The sequence below is a fragment of the Streptomyces sp. NBC_00483 genome (genome assembly GCF_036013745.1).
Lineage (GTDB): Bacteria > Actinomycetota > Actinomycetes > Streptomycetales > Streptomycetaceae > Streptomyces.
In genome coordinates this window covers 9,441,759-9,458,683 of sequence record NZ_CP107880.1, presented here as the reverse complement: position 1 = coordinate 9,458,683, position 16,925 = coordinate 9,441,759, and the positions used below count along the sequence as shown (strand labels likewise).

Sequence of the window (16,925 nt, the reverse complement as noted above, 5' to 3'; positions counted from 1 at the left end):
TTGCCGCACCACTCCACCGCTCAAATAGCCGCGATCGTCGTCGCCGGCCTGGTCATCATCGCCGCCGGGGTACTGCTCTCGGTGTACTTCGGCCGCCGCGCGAAGAACTCCGCCGACTGGCTCTCCGCGCCCGAGTCGCTGCCCCTCATCGTCGTCGTCATCACCCAGTTCGCGACCGCGGCGGGCGGTGGCGTACTGATCGCCCACGTCGGCATCGCGTACGCCTCGGGCTGGTCGGTCTTCGCGTACGAACTCTGCGTCGTGCTGGGCTTCTTCGGTCTCGCCCTGACCGCGCGCTGGCTGCGCGACCAGGGTTTCGGCACCGTCCCCGACGTCGTCACCCGGCTGTTCGGGCGCAGCCGGGTCGTCGTCGCGCTCACCGGGGTGTGCGCCCTGGTCGTCCCGTTCGGCTGGCTGGCCACCCAATTCGTCGCGTTCTCCCAGCTGTTCGGGCAGTTGACCGGGCTCTCGCCGAGCCTGCTGATCGCCGTCATCGCCGCCGGTTCGCTGCTGTTCGTGCTGCCCGGTGGGCTGACATCGGTGGCCTGGACGGACTTCGTCTTCGGTATCTTCAAGATCGTGATGTCGCTCGTGGTCGCCGCCTACGCCGTGCATCTCGCGGGCGGCTGGAGCGGCATCACGACACATGTGCCCGAGCGGCTGTGGCAGCCGTCGGGCCTGTTCGCCGCCGGAGGCGACCAGGTGTGGCTGTGGGTGGCCGCGATCCTGCCCGGCACCCTCACCAACCAGCTCTACTACCAGCGCATCTTCGCCACCAAGAACGTCTCCGACGCCCGCCGCGGCATCATCCTCAGCGGGCTCACCATCCTCGTCGGTGGTGTCTACGCGGCGGCCATCGGCCTCTCCGTCCGCGCCCAGCACCCCGGCCTGAGCAATCCGGAGGAGGCGGCCGGCTGGCTGATCACGCAGCTGCCGCCGCTCCTCCTCGTCACCTACGGCGCGTTTCTCGTGGCCACCATCGTCTCGACGTCCGGCAGCGCCTTGCAATCGGTCGTCACCAGCCTGGTACGCGACCTGTACAGCAGCGTGGTGGGCGGGCGGCGCACCGACCGCCGCATGGTGACACTCTCCCGGCTCTGTACGGTCGTGGTCACCGCGATCGCCGCCGTGCTCGCCATCTCCTTCCCGACCGCGCTCACTTGGCTGGTCGCCACCTACGCGTACTCGGCCGCCGCGCTCGCCGCGCCGCTCTTCCTCGGCTACGCGCTGCGCCGCCGGTTCCGGCTGACACCTGCCGCCGCCCTCGCCGCGATGATCGCGGGCCTCGTGGGCTGCGGCGCGGCCCAGATCGCCGACACCGTCGTGCCGTACGCGGTGTACGGCATCGCCGCCTCCACCGTCGTCCTGCTCGGCTGCGCCCTCACCTCGGGCCGCCCGTCGGCCCCCGTGCCCGCCCAGTCCTCCCCCGTCCCCGCACCGGAAGGAAGCACCTCCGTATGACCGCCCCCACCCCCCGCATCGCCGTGATCGGCGGCGGAGTCCTCGGCACCGCGACCGCCCGCGCCCTCGCCCTGCGGGGCGCCGCGGTCACCGTCTTCGAGCGCACCGGATTCGCCGCCGGCACGACCGGCACCACGTTCGCCTGGATCAACTCCCATGCCAAGAACCCGATTTCGTACCACGAACTGAACGTGGCAGGTGTCGACGAGCACCATGCGCTGCGGGAGGCGGGCGGCCCTGCGCCGGACTGGTTCTTCCCGGCCGGGAACCTGGAGTGGGCGGCCGACGACGTGGGCGACGGGCGCCTCGCGGACGCTCTCGAACTCCTGGAGGGCCGGAACTATCCCTGGCGGTGGCTGAAGCCCGACCGGGCCCGCGAACTCGTGCCGGACCTGCGCATCCCCGAAGAGGTGCGGCGCATCGCGTACTTCCCCGAGGAGGGCTACGTGCTGCCGCACCCGCTCGTCGCCCGCCTGTGGGGCGAGGCCCGCGACCACGGCGCCGAGCTGCGCTGCCCGGCCGACGTGACAGGCATCGACGAACGCGCCTCTGACGTGCGGATCGAACTGGCCGACGGCACCAGCGAGGCCTTCGACTTCGCAGTCAGCGCGACGGGGCGGTGGAGCGAGCGGACGGCGGCGCTGACCGGGGTGTCGCTGCCCATGGCCGACACGACCGAGCCCGGCTCCGCCACGGTCGGCCTCCTCGGCTACACCTCCCCGACGGCGGCACGTCTCGACGCGGTACTCACCACGCCGCGCCTCAACGTCCGCCCGGACGGGGGCGGCCGGCTCGTCGTCCAGGGCCTCGACCTGGACAAGGACGCCGACCCGGCCGCGCCGCCGCCGGTGGACGGCCCGCACGCCACCCAACTCCTGGACCGGCTGGCGGACTTGCTGCACGGAACGCGCGGCGCGCGCCTCGAATCGTTCCGCGTCGGCCAACGCGCCCTCCCCGCGGACGGCCTCACGGTGGCGGGCAGGCTGCGCCCGGACGGCAGGGTCTACGCGCTGGCTACGCACAGCGGGATCACGCTGGGGCCGCTGCTCGGACGCCTCGCGGCGCACGAGCTGCTGACCGGCGAACGGGACCCGCTCCTCGCCGACTTCGCCCCGGACCGCCTCACGGGCGCGGCGCCGGACTCCTTCGGAGAGCTGGAGCGTCCGCGCTTCACGGGACAGCAGTGACCCGAGCTACTCGGCGTCCGCGTGTCGCGGGCCGAAAGTGACCCGAGCTACTCAGCGTCCACGTGTCGCGGGCCGACAGTGACCCGGGCTATTCCGTGAGCGAAGGCCCCATGTACTGCTCCGCGAAGGACCGTACGTACGCGGGGTCGTCGCGCAGCCGCTGCCACCGGGCGCGCCGCAGCCGTTCGCGGTAGGCGGCGCCCGGGGTGCCGGGCTCGTCGGCGTGCAGGAGTTCCAGCATGGTGTGGCTGAACTCCTGCACCTGCCACACGTCGGCCAGGCGCCGCCGGGAGTACGCGGCCAGCACCGCCTCCAGGGGCTCCTCACCCTCGAAATGACTCGGAAGGGACGCCGCGAGATCGGCGGCGTCGGCCACCGCGAGGTTCATGCCCTTGCCCCCGGAGGGCGGCACGATGTGCGCGGCGTCGCCGAGCAGCACGACGCGCCCGTGGTGCATGGGTTCCACGACCTTGGTGTGCATGTCGACGATGGCACGGTCCAGGACGGGGCCCTCGTTGAGCGTCCAGTCCGGCAGGTCGAGCCGCGTGTGCAGCTCCTTCCAGATCCGTTCGTCCGGCCACTGCTCGATGGTGTCTCCGGCGGGTATCTGGAGGTACATGCGTGTGACGTCGCGGGAGCGCAGCATGTGTCCCGCGAAGCCGTCGGGGTGCTGCGCGTACACGGTGTGCCCGGCGGACGGCGGTGCCTCGACGAGCGCGCCCAGGAGTCGGGCGTCGTGCGCGACGTCGTACCGGGTGAAGGCCGGGTCCGGCAGTGCCGCGCGGGTCGGCCCGTGCCACCCGTCGGCGCCGGCGACGAGGTCCGCGTGGATCACGGTGCCGTCGCCGCACACGACCCGCGGCGCCTCGCTCACCACGACATCGGTGACCGGGCTGCCGAGCAGCAGGGTGCCGCCCTCACCGACATACGCGTCCAACAGGTCGGCCACGACGTCCTGTTGGGGGTACACATAGCTGGGCGCGTCGCCGCACCACGCCTCGTAGTCCACGGTGACCCGCTCGCCCTCGGCGTGTATCTCGCAGCGCGTGTGCGCGAGGCCCTCCGCGCGCAGCCGGTCGGACAGACCGTGCCGGTCGAGCAGTTGCACGGTCCGCCGTTCCAGGAACCCGGCCCGCGAACGCGCCAGCAACTGCTCCCGCGTGAACTTGTCGACCACCACACAGTCGACCCCACGCCGCCGCAACAACACACCGAGCGTCAGCCCGGCAGGACCGGCTCCGACAACCACCACACTCGTGTCGAGAGTACGCACCAGCTCTCACTCCTTCTGCGAGACCGGGAGGGGGGAGGCCGGCCCCGTCGCAGCACGGTACGGGAGTGATCAACACGGCTGAGCGGCAGGTCGCCCCGCCGTCCGTGGCCGGGATCACACCTCAGTGCGGCCCGCTCGCGGAATGCGCGCGGGAGGTGCAGCGGTTGCCACCGAAGATCGCCGTTTGTGCAGCGCCGCACAGCCGACCGGTTCCGATATCCCGTATGCCCGTACTTCTGAGGAGCCCCCGTGGCCGACCCCACGTCCCGCGCCGCCGAGATACTCTCCCGTCCCGTCGCGCTGAACGGCCTGACCGTGCCGAACCGCATCGCGATGGCGCCGATGACCCGCATGTTCTCGCCGGACGGCGTTCCCGGTGAGGATGTGCGCTCGTACTACGCGCGGCGGGCCGCCGCGGGCGTCGGCCTGATCATCACCGAGGGCACCTACGTGGGCCACGACTCGGCCGGCGACAGCGACCGGGTGCCGCGGTTCCACGGTGAGGAGCAGCTGGCCGGGTGGGCGAAGGTCGCCGAGGACGTGCACGCGGCGGGCGGCACGATCGTTCCGCAGCTGTGGCACATCGGCATGGTGCGCAAGGCGGGCCAGCCGCCCTTCGCCGAGGCTCCGCCCGTCGGCCCCTCCGGCATCCGTGTCGACGGTACCGAGGGCGAGGGCAAGGAGATGACGCAGGCCGACCTGGACGACGTCATCGGTGCCTTCGCGCAGGCCGCCGCGGACGCGGAGCGGATCGGTCTCGACGGTGTCGAGGTGCACGGCGCGCACGGCTATCTGCTGGACCAGTTCCTGTGGGCGGGCACCAACCGTCGTGGCGACGCCTATGGCGGTGACGCCGTGGCCCGTACGAAGTTCGCGGCCGAGGTCGTGGCCGCGATCCGCGAGCGCGTCTCCGCCGAGTTCCCGATCATCTTCCGCTACTCGCAGTGGAAGCAGGAGGCGTACGACGCGCGGCTCGCCGAGACCCCGGAGGAGCTCGAGGCGATTCTCGCCCCGCTCGCGGCGGCCGGTGTCGATGTCTTCCACGCCTCCACCCGCCGTTACTGGCGTCCGGAGTTCGACGGCTCGGACCTGAACCTCGCGGGCTGGACCAAGAAGCTCACCGGGAAGCCGACCATCACCGTCGGCTCCGTCGGTCTCGACGGCGACTTCATCCGCGGCTTCGCGGGCGAGGGCTCCCCCGTCAAGGGCATCGACGACCTTCTCGACAGCCTGGAGCGCGACGAGTTCGACATGGTCGCGGTCGGCCGCGCCCTGCTCCAGGACCCGGACTGGGCGGCGAAGGTCCTCGCCGGACGCTTCGACGAGCTGAAGGCGTACGACGCGGCGGCGCTGAAGACGCTGAGCTAGTAGACCGAAACCCGACGAAGGGGCGTCCGCCCTCCCGCCACACGGCCGGAGGGCGGACGCCCCTTCGTCATGCACAGCGTCGTGCACAGAGACACGCACAGCGTCATGCACAGAGCCGGCGCCCGCGCAAAGGTGAGCAACTTCTTGCAACTGCCTGGCCGGAAGTGCATGGTATCGATCATCGTTGCGCCGCATCGGCCGACGTTCGCGAACAGGGAGGGTACGACGGTGAGTCCAAGCAGGGCGGTGTGCGACTGCATCGATCCGCTGGCGGGGGTGCGTGCCACCGGCGATCCCGAACACGACGTGTTCCTCACGGGAACCGTCTTCATGGACCTGGTGTTCACCGGGCTCGCCGGCGCCCCGAAGATCGGCACCGAGAACTGGGCCCGCGGCATGGGCTCCAGCCCCGGCGGCATCGCGAACATGGCCACCGCGCTCGCCCGCCTGGGCCTGCGCACCACGCTGGCGGCCACGTTCGGCACCGATCTGTACGGCGACTACTGCTGGGAGTCGCTGGCCGACGTCGAGCGCGTCGACCTCACCCACTCGCAGCGGCTCCCCGGCTGGCACTCGCCGCTGACGGTCTCCATGGCGTACGACGGCGAGCGCACCATGGTGACGCACGAGCACCCGGCGCCCCCGCTGGAGCACACCGTGCCGCGCGCCCGCGCCGGCGTGGCCTCGCTCGAACCCGACCGCGAGGACGCCTGGCTGCGGCAGGCGCACGACCAGGGCGCCCGGATCTTCGCCGATGTCGGCTGGGACGAGTCGGGCCGCTGGGACACCGCGACGCTGACCGGCCTCCGGTACGCCCATGCCTTCCTGCCCAACGCCACCGAGGCGCTGCACTACACGCGCACCGACACTCCGCAGGATGCGGTGGCCAAGCTGGCCGACCTCGTTCCTATCGCCGTTGTCACCAAGGGACCCGAGGGCGCCGTCGCCGTCGACTCGCTCACCGGGGAGCACGCCGACGTCCCGGGCCTGAGCGTGGAGGCGCTCGACCCGACAGGCGCCGGCGACGTGTTCATGGCCGGGTTCGTGACCGGCACCCTCGCGGGGTGGCCGCTCGCGGACCGCCTCGCCTTCGCCAACCTCACGGCCGCCCTGTCCGTCCAGCACTTCGGTGGTTCACTGTCCGCGCCGGGCTGGGTCGAAGTGGCTGCCTGGTGGGGCGAGTTGGCAGAGCGGGCCACCAAGGCGGGTGACGCCGCCACCACGGAGCTCGTGCGGCGCTACGGCTTCCTGGCCGATGTCGTGCCCGCCCGGATGCACGAGGTGGCCCGCCGCCGAGCCACACCGACCCTCGGCTTCCGGGCCGCGTAGGAGACACGGAGACACCACCATGAGCTCAAGATTCACGCGGCGGTCGGTGCTCGCGGCCGCCCTCGCCGTCGGCGCCGCGAGCTGCACACCGGGCACCGACGGTTCGGGCGCCGTGACCGGTGACACCGCACCGGGCGGCGGCAACGGCATACCCGACCCCAAAAAGGCCGGGAACGTGACGCTGCACGTGTGGGACCAGGAGGTCCGCGGCGGCACCAACGCCGAGATCGAGCAGCTCAACAAGGAGTTCCAGCACACGTACCCGAACGTCACGATCAAGCGGGTCTCGCGGAGCTTCGACGACCTCAAGACGACGCTCAAACTGGCCCTTTCCGGCAACAATCCGCCCGATGTCGTCCAGGCCAACCAGGGCTACCCGGACATGGTGGCGTTCGTCGAGGCGGGCCTGCTCACACCGCTCGACAACTACGCGGGCATCTACGAGTGGAACACCCGCTACCCGGCGACGCTCCTCAACCTCAACCGGGTCTCCGTGGCGGAGCCGGGCGCGTCCCGCCGCTTCGGCACAGGACGCCTGTACGGGATCTCCCAGACCGGCGAGTTCGTGGGCCTCTACTACAACAAGAAGGTCCTGAAGCAGGCGGGCGTCCAACCCCCGCGCACCTGGGCCGAGTTCACGGACAGCCTCGCGGAGCTGAAGAAGGCGGACGAGCTCCCGATCCAGTTCGGCAACCTCGACAAGTGGCCCGCGATCCACACCTTCGGCATGCTCCAGGACCAGCAGGGCGCCGCGCAGGCCCGCGACACCGTCCTCGGCCGCGGCGACGGCTTCGTCACGTCCCGTACGACGAAGGCGGCCACCACGCTGACCGACTGGCTGGACCGCGGCTACCTCCCCAAGGACGCCAACGGGCTCGGCTACGACGACGCCAACAAGAAGTTCATGGCCGGGCAGGGCGCGTACACGATCACCGGTACGTGGATGCTGGCCGACCTGAAGAAGCGACTCGGCGACGACCTCGGCATCATGCCCCCACCACCCGCCACCGAGGGCGGCAAGCCCGCCACCACCGGCGGTCAGGGCCTGGCATGGTCGGTCACCTCGCGCTCCGCACACCCCGAGGTCGCGGCCGCGTACCTGGACTTCATCACCAGCGAGCACGCGGCGGACGTGATGACGCGGAACGGCGTGCTGCCTGCGGTCCCCGGGAAGGCGGCGGACGCCCTCGACCCGAAGTCCCCCGACGGCCAAATGGTCGACGCTTGGCGTCAGTTGACGTCGGCGGACGGTCTGGTCCCGTACCTGGACTACGCGACGCCCACGTTCTACGACACGAGCTCGGCGGCCCTTCAGGACCTCATCGCGGGCAAGGCCTCGCCGCGGAACTTCGCCCGCAAACTCCAGTCCGACTACGCCCCGTTCATCAAGAAGCAACAGGGCAAGGCCAGTTCGGGAGCGTCGGACTCGTGAAAGGCAAACCCACATCCACGAGCCGGGCCCCCGGCGAACCCCGCTCCATCGGCTACCTCTACGTCCTGCCCGCACTGGCCGTCTACGGCCTGTTCCTCCTCTACCCCTTCGGCCAGGCGGTGGGTCTCTCCTTCCTCCACTGGGACGGCCTGACCCGGGCCACGTCCGCAGGCCTGGACAACTACACGGCACTCTTCACGGACCCGACGCTTCGCGCCCCCTTCGGCCACGCACTCATCCTGCTGGTCTTCTACGCGGCACTGCCGGTGGTCATCGGCCTGCTGCTCGCGGCGACGATGTCCCGCATCCGGGTCCGCGGCCTGACCTTCTTCCGTACGGTGCTGTTCCTGCCGCAGGTCCTGGCCATGGTCGTCGTCGGTGTGGCCTGGCGCTCGATCCTGGCGCCCGACGGCCTGCTCAACGACGCCCTGCGGGCCGTCGGACTCGACGGCCTGGCCCGCCCGTGGCTGGGCGACGACACATGGGCACTGCCCGCCGTGGGCGTCGTCGGTACGTGGGTCATGACCGGCCTGTGCATGGTCCTCTTCCTCGCCGGAGCGCAACGCATCCCGCGCGAGCTGTACGAGGCGGCGCGACTCGACGGAGCGGGCGCGGTACGGGAGTTCTTCGCGGTGACACTGCCCGGACTACGGGGCGAGATCTCCGTCGCCCTGACCCTCACGATCATCGCGGGCCTGCGGAACTTCGACCTGATCTACATCACCACGGGCGGCGGCCCCGGCAATGCCACCTCCGTTCCGGCCTACGAGGTCTACCACCGCGCCTTCGAACTGAACGAGGTCGGCTCGGCGGCCGCCATCGGCGTGGCACTCACCGTCCTCATCTTCGCCCTGACCGTCACGGTCTCCCGTCTCGTCGAAGGGCGCCGCGCATGACCTCGCGCATCGAACGCACGGCCACGTACGCGATCCTGGCGCTCTTCGCGGTCCTGGCACTGACCCCGGTGATCGGCATCCTCTCCACCGCCTTCTCCTCCCCGAACTCGGTGGGCGGCGGCTTCGCCCTCCCGGACACCCTCCACTGGTCCAACTTCCAACAGGCTTGGCAGCGCGGCCACTTCGGCACGTACCTCGGGAACTCGGTCCTGGTGACGCTGGTCGTGGTGACGGCCTCGACGGTGTTGTCCATCCTGGCCGCGTACGCCTTCGGCACGATGCGCTTCCGCGGCTCGACGCTGCTCTTCTACCTGTTCGTCCTGGGCCTCACGCTCCCTCAGGAGGCGCTGGTCGTCCCGCTCTACTTCGACCTCCGCTACTTCCACCTCACGGACACCTACTGGGCGCTGATCCTCCCGCAGACCGCGCAGTCCCTGGCCTTCGGTGTGTTCTGGATGCGCACGTACTTCATGAACAGCACGCGCTCGGTGATCGAGGCGGCGCGCGTCGACGGCGCGAACACCTGGACCACGCTCTGGCGCATCCTCGTCCCGATGGGCCGCCCGGCCATCACCACGCTCATCGTGATCACGTTCATGTGGACGTGGAACGAGTTCCTGATGGCCCTGGTCATGATCAGCGACGAGTCCCTCCGCACGGTCCCCCTGGGCCTCGCCTTCTTCCAAGGCCAACAGAGCGCGGACACGACGCTGCTGGCGGCGGCGTCCGCGCTGATCGCGTTGCCGGTGGTGGTCGTGTATGTGGCGTTGCAGCGGAAGTTCATCGAGGGGATGTTGAGTGGGGCGGTGAAGGAGTAGGGGGCGCCGTGTCACACCCGCTCGACCTCGAAGCGGTCCTGCGGCTCGTCGACGAGCTGGCCGAGTCCGACGCGGACCTGGGCGTTCTTCTGGAGCGCACCGCCGACGCCCTCGGGCGCGCCGTCGGGATCCGTACCGTGCAGGGCGAGGTCCGGACGGCGGTTCCCGACGGTCGTCCGGCCGGCGATCCGGAGCAGGCCGTTCCCGGTCGGTTGGTGACGCGCGAGCTGCCCGGCACCGGACAGATCTGGATCGACACCGCCGGCCTCCCCCTGACCGAAGCCGAGACCACGCTGCTGCTGCGGCGGCTCGGGATCGGGGCGAAGGTTGCTCTGCTGGGGCGGGTTCCGGCGGCTCGTCCGGTCGCGGACGGCGTCGCACTGCGGTCCGTTGTCGATGGTGGCGTCGACGCGTCGGAGCGGGCCCGGACGTGGCTGCGGCTCGGGTTCGGCGAGGCGTCGGTCGTGACGGTGTTCGCGCTGGCGGGGCCGCCCGGCGTGGCCGGGGCGTTCGTCGACGGGCTGCGGGGGCTTACGCCCGTCGTGCTCCACGCCCCCGTCGGCGCCGTGCAGTTGGTCGTCGCGAAGGAGCTCGATCCCGGCGATGTTCCCGGTGTGCCGGTCGGGGCCCGCGCGGCGTTCGCCGGGCCCTGTCCCGCCGCGGACGCGCCACAGGCGTGGCAACTGGCCCGGACCGCGCTGCGGTTCGCCCGGCCCAGCACGCGGGCGCGTGGGCCGTACGGCGTCGAGGAGGCCACGCTCGTCGACGCGGCACGGCTCGGCGGGTACGCGCTGCTCGCCGAGACGTTGAGCGCCGAGCAGATCGCCCCCGTGCCCGATGTGCGGCAGCTCGGCCGGCTGGTCGACGACCACGGGGACGACATGCTGGTGTGCCTCGAAGCGGTCGCCGCCACCGACTCCGTCCGCAAGGCCGCCCGCCTGCTGCACCGGCACCACAACTCGGTGGCGTACCGGGTCGAACGCGCCCAGCGCTACCTCGGCTTCAGCTTCACCGAACCGTACGGGCGCACCCGGCTCTTCCTCGCCCTGGTGCTGCGGCGGCTGCAGGAGTCCGGTGATCTGTATCGGGCGGATCCCACGGCGGGCGGGGCAGATGGCTCGTCAACCGAGCCACCTGCCCAATGACGTGCGTCACACGTTCTGCCGATCCTGCTGGTGATCGACCCAACCGAGCCCGGCCATGTCGCCGGGGAGGGAGTGGTGACGCCCATGCAGCAGACGCCGAACACCGATCGGACCCCTCGGACCACTCAGTACGACGCCATCGTCATCGGAGCCGGTTTCGCCGGCATGTATCTCCTGCACCGGCTCCGCGACGATCTCGGCCTGCGGGTGCGGGTCTTTGAGCGCGGTGGCGGCGTGGGCGGCACCTGGTACTGGAACCGGTATCCGGGCGCCCGGTGCGACGTCGAGTCGATGTACTACTCGTACTCCTTCTCCGAGGAATTGCAGCAGGAGTGGGAGTGGACCGAGCGCTACCCGTCCCAGCCCGAGATCCTCCGCTACGCCGACCACGTCGCCGACCGCTTCGATCTGCGCGGGGACATCGAGTTCAACACCTCGGTGCGGGGCGCCGATTACGACGCGGGGGCCGATACCTGGACCGTGACGCTGGAGGACGGGCGCCGGGCGAGCGCCTCGTACCTCGTCACGGCCGTCGGCTGTCTGTCCGCCTCCCGCGTCCCGGACTTCGCGGGCCTCGACTCCTTCACCGGGCCCACGTTCCACACCGGCCGCTGGCCGCACGAGGGCGTCGACTTCAGCGGGCGGCACGTCGCCGTCATCGGCACGGGATCCTCCGGCATCCAGGCCATCCCGGTGATCGCCGAGCAGGCCGCGCACGTCACCGTCTTCCAGCGCACCCCGAACTTCTCCGTACCAGCGAACAACAGGCCGCTCGAGCCCGACGAGCAGCGTCGCGTGAAGGCCGGCTACCGCGAGCTGCGCGCCGAGGCCCGCGCCTCGGCCTCCGGAGTCGTCGTGCCGCCACCGCTGGGCAACGCGCTCGACCTCGACGAGGCCCGCCGCACCGCCGAACTCGACCAGCGCTGGGCCCATGGCGGCACGACCTTCATGGGTGCCTTCGAGGACACCTCGATCGACGAGTCGGCCAACCAAGTCTCGGCCGACTACGTACGCGACCGCATCCGCGCCATCGTCGACGACCCGGCCGTCGCCGAACTCCTCTGCCCGACGAACCACCCCATCGGCACCAAGCGCATCTGCGTCGACACCGGCTACTTCGCGACGTACAACCGCGACAACGTGACCCTGGTCGGCCTGGGTGACAAGGCGATCGAGCGCATCACACCCCACGGCCTCCGGGTCGGCGGCGTCGATCACACCGTGGACGCCATCGTCTTCGCCACCGGGTACGACGCCATGACCGGGCCGCTCGACGCGCTCGACATCCGCGGCCTCGACGGTGTCCCGTTGCGCGAGGAGTGGGCCGCCGGGCCACGCACGTACCTCGGGGTCGCGTCGGCCGGTTTCCCCAACTTGTTCATGATCACCGCGCCGGGGAGCCCATCGGTCCTCAGTAACATGATCGTCTCCATCGAGCAGCACGTGGACTGGATCACCGACGCGATCGACCACGCGCGCCGCACCGGCGTCGTCCGGATCGAGGCCGATCGCGACGCCCAGGACAAGTGGGTCGACCACGTCAACGAGGCGGCGCAGGCGACCCTCTACCCGCGGGCCGCGTCCTGGTACATGGGCGCCAACGTCCCCGGAAAGCCCCGCATCTTCATGCCGTACGTCGGCGGGGTCGGCCCCTACCGGGACATCTGCGACGAGGTCGCCGAGGACGGCTATCGCGGCTTCGCCCTCACCCGCACCGCACGCCCCCGTCCGGCGGCCGGGACCCGCCACCTGGTCGACCCCGAGATCGCGCCGATCCTGGACGTCTTCCCGCCGCTGCAACTGAGCCCGGAGGTGCTGCCGTTGGTCCGCGAGGTCCCCCGAGCGCCGGACGCCCCCGACCCGCAGGCGCTCTTCCCGGACATCACCACGACCGAGCGGCGGGTACCAGGCTTTGAGGACGACGACCCCGAGGTCCGCGTCCTCCACTACGAGCCCAAGTCCCGCACCACGTCCACCACTTCCGCCCTCGTATGGATCCACGGCGGCGGCTACGTACTCGGCGCCGCCGACGCCGACGAGCTCCTGTGCCGACGGATCGCCACCGAGACCGGCGTCCAGATCGTCTCGGTCGACTACCGGCTCGCCCCCGAGACCCGGGCGCCCGGGCAGGTGCACGACTGCTACGCCGCCCTGCGCTGGGTGCACGACCAGGCCGCCGAACTCGGCGTCGACCGCGAACGCATCGTGATCGGGGGCGCGAGCGCCGGTGGCGGGCTCGCCGCGGCCCTCACGCTCCTGGCCCGCGACCGGGGCGAGATACCCGTCTCGTTCCAGCTCCTCATCTATCCGATGCTCGACGACCGCACCTCCAGCACGGTCGACGCCCACCCGCACGCGGGCGAGTTCATCTGGACCCCGGCCGACAACCGCTTCGGCTGGACGTCCCTCCTCGGCCATGAGCCCGGCGGGAGCGACGTCTCCCCCTACGCCGCCGCGGCCCGCGTCGAGTCGGTCGCGGGCCTGCCACCCACCTACCTCAGCGTCGGCGCGCTCGACCTCTTCCTGGAGGAGGACGTCACGTACGCCACGCGCCTGATCCGCGCCGGGGTACCGACCGAACTGCACGTGTATCCGGGGGCGTTCCACGCGTACGACATGGTGCCGGACGCCCGCGTGACCCAGGCGTACTTCCGTGACTTCATCGGGGCGCTCGGGCGGCATGTGAACGGGTGAGGGTGCCGGTGACACACCAGTGGGGCAGTCGGCGGAGTTCGCCGGGTGCCCCACTGGTGTGTGCTCCCCCGAGGCAGACCACCGCGTCGGGGCGGCTACTCGATCGGCCGAACCACGTCAACCGCGGCCACCGTCAACTACCTCTTCCGGCAAGGTGTCTTCCTCGGACCCGAACCGGGCCACCCCCTCCACTCCCGCCGCTGACCTGCGCCTTCATCGCGAACAGCCACACCCAACAAGGTGGCCTCCACACGCAGGACACCCTTCACGCAACGGCCTCTGCGACGATCACGCAATAGCGAACGTTCACTGTCCGCTCACTGCATGCACACACCGTCACATTTGCTCCTCTCGGAGGACCCCTCACCGATGAACGCCGACCTTCTCGGCCGTCGCTCCGCCGCGCCCTCCCGCCCCTGGCACCTCACCGCCTTCCGGGTGCCCGCCGACGGCGCCCGCCGCCCCACCGGCACCGCACTCGTGGACCGGGTGCGCGAACTGCGCGCCCGGATCCTGTACGACAACGGCCGCCGTCCGGACTTCCGCACCACCTCGGGCGACCATGTGGACGACCAGCACCTGGACTTCGGTGCCTGGCACTTCGTCGGGCGGCGCACCGCCGAGGGCCCGCCGCTCGGGTACGTCCGGCTGTCCACGCCCGACACCGGGGAGCGTTTCCAGTCCCGCGAGTACCTGGGCGCGGAGGCGTACGCGCGGCTGCTCCTGGACAGCGGTCTCGGCACGGGCGAGACGTACGAGCACAGCCGGCTCGTCGTCGAGCACCACGCCCGCAAGCTGGGCCTGGGCGTCCAGCTCAACGCGCTCGCGCTGGCCGCCGCGCGGCACCTGGGCGCGAAGGCGATGGTGGGCACGTCCGGGACGAAGGACGGGCAGGACGCCTTCCACGCCCGGTTCGGTTTCCGTCCGGTGGCCGGAACGCGGCGGTACGTCGAGCACTACACCGAGGACGTGGTGCTGCTCATGTGCCGGATCGGGGATGCGGCCGGTGACTACTCAGACCTGGTCGCCGAGTACACCGATCTCTTCCCGCAGCTGGTCGTGGACGCCGAAACGGTACGTCTGGACCTGCCAGCGATGCGCGAGGAGGCGCCCGCGACCCTGGCGGCCGCCCTCGCCTCGGCCCGCACGGAACACGCCCCCGACCGCCGATCCTGGAGGCCCGAACCCGTCGACGAGCCCGGGGAGTTGCGTGCCCTGCTCGCCTCCGGCCGGGTCCGCGAGGTGCACGACACCATCGAGCAGCAGATCGCCGAGCTGGTGCGCAGCCGTGAGCCCGGGCCCCGTTACGACGACCCGGCCGAACTGGCCGCCGCCCGCGAGCGGCAGCTGGACGGCGCCGAGCCCTGGGAGTACGGGAGCTGGTTCTTCCATCCGTGGTCCGGACGCCTGGTGCACGTGCTGCCCGCGCCCGAGTTCCGCATGGTGCGCACCGACCGCAACCGGGGCAAGATCGACCGGCCCGAGCAGCGGCGCCTCCTCGACCGCCGGATCGGCGTCATCGGCCTCTCGGTCGGCTCGGCGAGCGCGCTGACGCTGGCCATGGAGGGCATCGGCGGCGCGTACCGCCTCGCCGACTTCGACACCCTCAGCCTGTCCAACCTCAACCGGCTGCGGGCCGCCGCGCACGATGTCGGCGTCAACAAGTGTGTGCTCGCGGCCCGTCAGATGTACGAGATCGATCCCTATCTCGACATCGAGATCTTCCCGGGCGGACTCACCGAGGAGGTGATGGAGGAGTTCTTCACCGCGGACGGCGGCATCGACCTGTTGGTGGAGGAGTGCGACGCCCCGTACGTGAAACTCGCCGCGCGCGAGCGGGCGCGGGCGCTCGGCGTCCCCGTCCTGATGGACGCCAACGACCGCGGTCTGCTCGACGTCGAGCGCTTCGACCTCGAGCCCGAACGGCCGCTGCTGCACGGCCGGTTGGGCGCCACGTGCGCGGCCGACGTGGCCGGAGAGCTCTCCTTCGAGGAGACCGTCGACCTCATCCTCGCGATGGTCGACGCCGACCGGATCAGCCCCGACCTCGCCGCGGCCATCCCGCTGATCGGCACCGCGTACAGCTCCTGGCCCCAGCTGGCCAGCGGGGTCGCGCTCGGCGGAGCACTCACCGCCGACGCCGCCCGGCGTGTCCTCCTCGGCCGGCCGCTCGCCTCCGGCCGCTACTACACCGACTTCGACGCCCTGCTCGCTCCGGATCGGAGCACCGTCCGATGACCACCCTCGCCCACGTGGAACAACCGCAGCTGTGCCATCAGACCGGGGACGGCCTGCCCGTCCCGTTCTCCGTGGCCGGGACCGGCCTGCACCTCCCCCCGACGGTGATCACCAACGCCATGCTGGCCGAGGTCCTGGACACCTCCGACGAATGGATCACGACCCGCACCGGCATCCGTGAACGGCGGCGTCTCGCACCCGAGTTGGCCACCTCCGACATGGCGCTCGCGGCCGCCCGCCCCGCGCTGTCCGCGGCAGGCGTCGAAGCGTCCGCCATCGACGTCGTGATCGTCGCCAGCTACACCGGCGACATGCCGTTCCCGTCCACCGCGCTGATCGTCAAGGACGCACTCGGCGCACACCGCGCGCTTCCGCTGGACTTCTCCCAGGCCGCCTGCGCGTCCGGCGTACAGGCCCTGCTCACCGCGGCGCACCTGCTACAGAACCGTTCCATCCGTACGGTGCTGCTCGTCGCCGCCGACTGCGCCTCCCGGATCACCCATCCCCAGGACCGCACCGCCGGCGTCTTCTTCGGGGACGCGGCCGCGGCCGCAGTCCTCACCCGGACCGACACCCCGGGCGCCGGGCTTCTCTCCTACGACCTGGGCTCTCAGCTCACCTACGACGTCCAGGTCCGGGCCGGCGGCTCCCGCATGCCCACCTCCCCTGCCACCGTCGCCGAGGGCGCCCACTACGTCGAGATGGACGGCCGCGCGGTGTGGGAGACGGCCACCACTCGAATCCCGGAGTGCATCGAGGCCTCGGTCCGCCGCGCCGGCCTGACCGTGGGCTCCGTCGACCACTTCTTCCTCCACCAGGCCAACCTGAACATCCTGCGCGAGGCGACGACCGCCCTCGGCATCGATCCGTCCAAGGCCCCGATCACCCTGGACCGGCTCGGGAACACCGGTGCCGCCGGCATGTTCACGGCCCTGCACCACACGGTCTCCGCGGGGCGCCTCAAGCCCGGGGACACCTTCGTGATGTCGGCGATCGGCGCCGGATTCCAGTGGGGAGCGCTCTGCCTGCGCCAGGCCTGACCGGCACGGCGCGCTTCCCGTCACCTCGGTGCCGGGAAGCGCGC

At 71.2% G+C, this 16,925-nt stretch carries 12 protein-coding genes; 11 read left to right on the top strand and 1 reads right to left on the bottom strand.

Annotated elements, in window-relative coordinates; translation table 11 throughout:
- Both OHA73_RS42250 and OHA73_RS42245 read left to right on the top strand, forming a co-directional pair.
- Entirely contained in the window at nucleotides 1–1,461 is a 1,461-nt protein-coding gene (locus tag OHA73_RS42250; RefSeq protein ID WP_327657990.1) for a sodium:solute symporter family protein, read from the top strand.
- Complete coding sequence (locus tag OHA73_RS42245; RefSeq protein WP_327657989.1) at nucleotides 1,458–2,648, top strand: NAD(P)/FAD-dependent oxidoreductase; 1,191 nt, start codon at nucleotides 1,458–1,460, stop codon at nucleotides 2,646–2,648. Before OHA73_RS42250 ends, OHA73_RS42245 begins: the two co-directional genes overlap by 4 nt.
- Nucleotides 2,649–2,736: 88 nt before the next feature.
- Here OHA73_RS42245 and OHA73_RS42240 read toward each other — a convergent pair whose 3' ends face one another.
- Nucleotides 2,737–3,921 (bottom strand): 4-hydroxybenzoate 3-monooxygenase, encoded by a 1,185-nt coding sequence (locus OHA73_RS42240; protein WP_327657988.1) that lies wholly within the window; start codon nucleotides 3,919–3,921, stop codon nucleotides 2,737–2,739.
- Nucleotides 3,922–4,170: 249 nt separating this feature from the next.
- On the opposite strand from OHA73_RS42240, the gene OHA73_RS42235 reads away from it, so the two are divergent.
- From OHA73_RS42235 to OHA73_RS42195, 9 genes are all read left to right on the top strand, one after another.
- Nucleotides 4,171–5,289, top strand: coding sequence for an NADH:flavin oxidoreductase (locus OHA73_RS42235; protein ID WP_327657987.1), 1,119 nt, complete (start codon nucleotides 4,171–4,173; stop codon nucleotides 5,287–5,289).
- A gap of 228 nt (nucleotides 5,290–5,517) precedes the next feature.
- A complete protein-coding gene (locus tag OHA73_RS42230) occupies nucleotides 5,518–6,618 on the top strand; it encodes a carbohydrate kinase family protein (RefSeq protein WP_267073532.1) in 1,101 nt (366 codons plus the stop codon).
- A gap of 19 nt (nucleotides 6,619–6,637) precedes the next feature.
- Entirely contained in the window at nucleotides 6,638–8,050 is a 1,413-nt protein-coding gene (locus OHA73_RS42225; protein ID WP_267073533.1) for an extracellular solute-binding protein, read from the top strand.
- The gene (locus tag OHA73_RS42220) at nucleotides 8,047–8,946 is read left to right on the top strand and encodes a carbohydrate ABC transporter permease (RefSeq protein WP_267073534.1); all 900 of its coding nucleotides are present in this window, start codon (nucleotides 8,047–8,049) and stop codon (nucleotides 8,944–8,946) included. Before OHA73_RS42225 ends, OHA73_RS42220 begins: the two co-directional genes overlap by 4 nt.
- Nucleotides 8,943–9,764, top strand: a complete 822-nt coding sequence (locus tag OHA73_RS42215) for a carbohydrate ABC transporter permease (RefSeq protein ID WP_267073535.1) — start codon at nucleotides 8,943–8,945, stop codon at nucleotides 9,762–9,764. Before OHA73_RS42220 ends, OHA73_RS42215 begins: the two co-directional genes overlap by 4 nt.
- A gap of 8 nt (nucleotides 9,765–9,772) precedes the next feature.
- A complete protein-coding gene (locus OHA73_RS42210; RefSeq protein WP_327657986.1) occupies nucleotides 9,773–10,909 on the top strand; it encodes a helix-turn-helix domain-containing protein in 1,137 nt (378 codons plus the stop codon).
- Nucleotides 10,910–10,993: 84 nt separating this feature from the next.
- A complete protein-coding gene (locus tag OHA73_RS42205; RefSeq protein WP_327657985.1) occupies nucleotides 10,994–13,603 on the top strand; it encodes a flavin-containing monooxygenase in 2,610 nt (869 codons plus the stop codon).
- A gap of 369 nt (nucleotides 13,604–13,972) precedes the next feature.
- Nucleotides 13,973–15,841, top strand: a complete 1,869-nt coding sequence (locus OHA73_RS42200) for a ThiF family adenylyltransferase (protein WP_266724361.1) — start codon at nucleotides 13,973–13,975, stop codon at nucleotides 15,839–15,841.
- Nucleotides 15,838–16,881 carry a 3-oxoacyl-ACP synthase III family protein gene (locus OHA73_RS42195; RefSeq protein WP_327657984.1) on the top strand — a complete coding sequence of 348 codons (1,044 nt, stop codon included), beginning with the start codon at nucleotides 15,838–15,840 and terminating at the stop codon, nucleotides 16,879–16,881. Before OHA73_RS42200 ends, OHA73_RS42195 begins: the two co-directional genes overlap by 4 nt.
- Nucleotides 16,882–16,925: the final 44 nt, after the last annotated feature.

What these genes read in the sequence shown, in the direction of transcription:
- OHA73_RS42245 (WP_327657989.1), top strand. Translation starts at nt 1,458, where the DNA reads ATGACCGCCCCCACCCCCCGCATCGCCGTGATCGGCGGCGGAGTCCTC.
- OHA73_RS42225 (WP_267073533.1), top strand. Translation starts at nt 6,638, where the DNA reads ATGAGCTCAAGATTCACGCGGCGGTCGGTGCTCGCGGCCGCCCTCGCC.
- OHA73_RS42215 (WP_267073535.1), top strand. Translation starts at nt 8,943, where the DNA reads ATGACCTCGCGCATCGAACGCACGGCCACGTACGCGATCCTGGCGCTC.
- OHA73_RS42205 (WP_327657985.1), top strand. Translation starts at nt 10,994, where the DNA reads ATGCAGCAGACGCCGAACACCGATCGGACCCCTCGGACCACTCAGTAC.
- OHA73_RS42200 (WP_266724361.1), top strand. Translation starts at nt 13,973, where the DNA reads ATGAACGCCGACCTTCTCGGCCGTCGCTCCGCCGCGCCCTCCCGCCCC.
- OHA73_RS42195 (WP_327657984.1), top strand. Translation starts at nt 15,838, where the DNA reads ATGACCACCCTCGCCCACGTGGAACAACCGCAGCTGTGCCATCAGACC.